The organism is Actinosynnema sp. NPDC023658 (assembly GCF_040639995.1).
Classification (GTDB): Bacteria; Actinomycetota; Actinomycetes; order Mycobacteriales; family Pseudonocardiaceae; genus Actinosynnema.
In genome coordinates this window covers 1-1,419 of the sequence record NZ_JBFAAX010001275.1, presented here as the reverse complement: position 1 = coordinate 1,419, position 1,419 = coordinate 1, and the positions used below count along the sequence as shown (strand labels likewise).

The following is a 1,419-nucleotide window of genomic DNA, read 5'->3' as shown; positions in this document are numbered from 1 at the left end:
GGGCGCTGTACTCGCTGACGAACGACTTGAGGCCGAGCTGGATCGTCCACAGGTCGGGGTCGCGCAGGTAGATCAGCGGCCCGAGGTAGTCGTTCCAGGTGGTGACCAGGGTCAGCAGCGCCAGGCTGGCCAGGGCGGGCACGGACAGCGGCAGCATGATCCGGAAGTAGATGCCGTACTCGCTCAGGCCGTCCACCCGCGCGGCCTCGCACAGCTCGTCGGGGATCGTGGCGTAGTACTGCCGCATCAGGAACACGCCGAACGCGCCGAAGGCCTGCAGCGCGACGATCGACCAGAACGTGTTGGTCAGGCCGGCCTCGGACATCAGGATGAACTGCGGGATCATGTACGCCTGCCACGGCACGGCGATCGTCCCGACGTAGAGCACGAACAGCAGGTTGCGGCCGGGGAAGCGGGCCTTGGCGAACCCGTACGCGGCGAAGCTGCCGGTGAACAGCTGGAGCAACGTGACGACGACCGACAGGAAGACGGTGTTCTTCAGCCACACCAGCATGTCGGAGACGCGCCAGATCTCCAGGTAGTTGCGCCACTGCGGCACGTCCGGCAGCCAGGTCACCGGCGTGGAGAAGACCGCGTTGTCGGTCTTCAACGACGACGAGACCATCCAGAAGAACGGCAGCAGCAACGCCGCCGCCGCCACCGCGAGCGCGGTGTACCCGGCCACCTTGCCGAGGGACGACGTGCGCTTGCCCCGGTGCGGCCGCGTCGCGTCGGTTCGCGTGCCGGGGGCGGTCACGGGTGGGACCAGGTCGGGCGCGGTGTGCGGTGCGGCCATCAGGACGACCTCCTGCGGTTGACGGCGAACTGCACGACCGTGACCGCCATGCACAGCGCGAACAGCACGACCGAGATGGCGGAGGCGTAGCCGAACCGGTTCTCCACCAGGCCCTTCTGGTAGATGTACTGGGACAGCACCAGGGTCGACTGGCCGGGGCCGCCGTTGGTCATCACCAGGATCAGGTCGAAGACCTTGAAGCTGCCGATGGTGAGCATCACGGTGACGAAGAACGTGGTGGGGCGCAGGCACGGCAGCGTCACGTTGCGGAACCGCTGCCAGGCCGTCGCGCCGTCGATCCGGGCCGCCTCGTGCAGCTCCGGCGGCACGGTCTGGAGCCCGGCGAGGAACAGCAGCATGTAGTAGCCCATCTCGCGCCACACGCCGACGATGATCACGCCGGGCATGGCCCAGTCCGACGACGCGGTCCAGCCGGGCGGGTCGTCCACCCCGAACAGGCCGAGGATCTGGTTGACCGGACCCGCGTCCTTGCTGAACAGCAGGTTCCAGGCGATCGCGATGGCCACGCGCACGCCTCCGCCGCGCACACGGACGCCATGGAGATGGCCAAGCGCATGGGCGACGGGCTGACCCACGTGCACCTGGCCGACGGCTCCGGCCTG

At 68.4% G+C, this 1,419-nt stretch carries 2 protein-coding genes and 1 pseudogene; 1 reads left to right on the top strand and 2 read right to left on the bottom strand.

The window, feature by feature from the left end; genetic code table 11:
- Both AB0G02_RS40215 and AB0G02_RS40210 read right to left on the bottom strand, forming a co-directional pair.
- Positions 1 to 796 (bottom strand): carbohydrate ABC transporter permease (locus AB0G02_RS40215; RefSeq protein WP_360805802.1); only part of this gene is annotated, 796 nt, incomplete at its 3' end.
- The gene (locus tag AB0G02_RS40210) at positions 796 to 1,323 is read right to left on the bottom strand and encodes a sugar ABC transporter permease (protein ID WP_360805799.1); all 528 of its coding nucleotides are present in this window, start codon (positions 1,321 to 1,323) and stop codon (positions 796 to 798) included. The genes AB0G02_RS40215 and AB0G02_RS40210, both read right to left, overlap by 1 nt.
- Here AB0G02_RS40210 and AB0G02_RS40205 point away from each other — a divergent pair.
- Positions 1,324 to 1,419 (top strand): annotated as a pseudogene (locus tag AB0G02_RS40205) (sugar phosphate isomerase/epimerase); the annotation flags it as partial.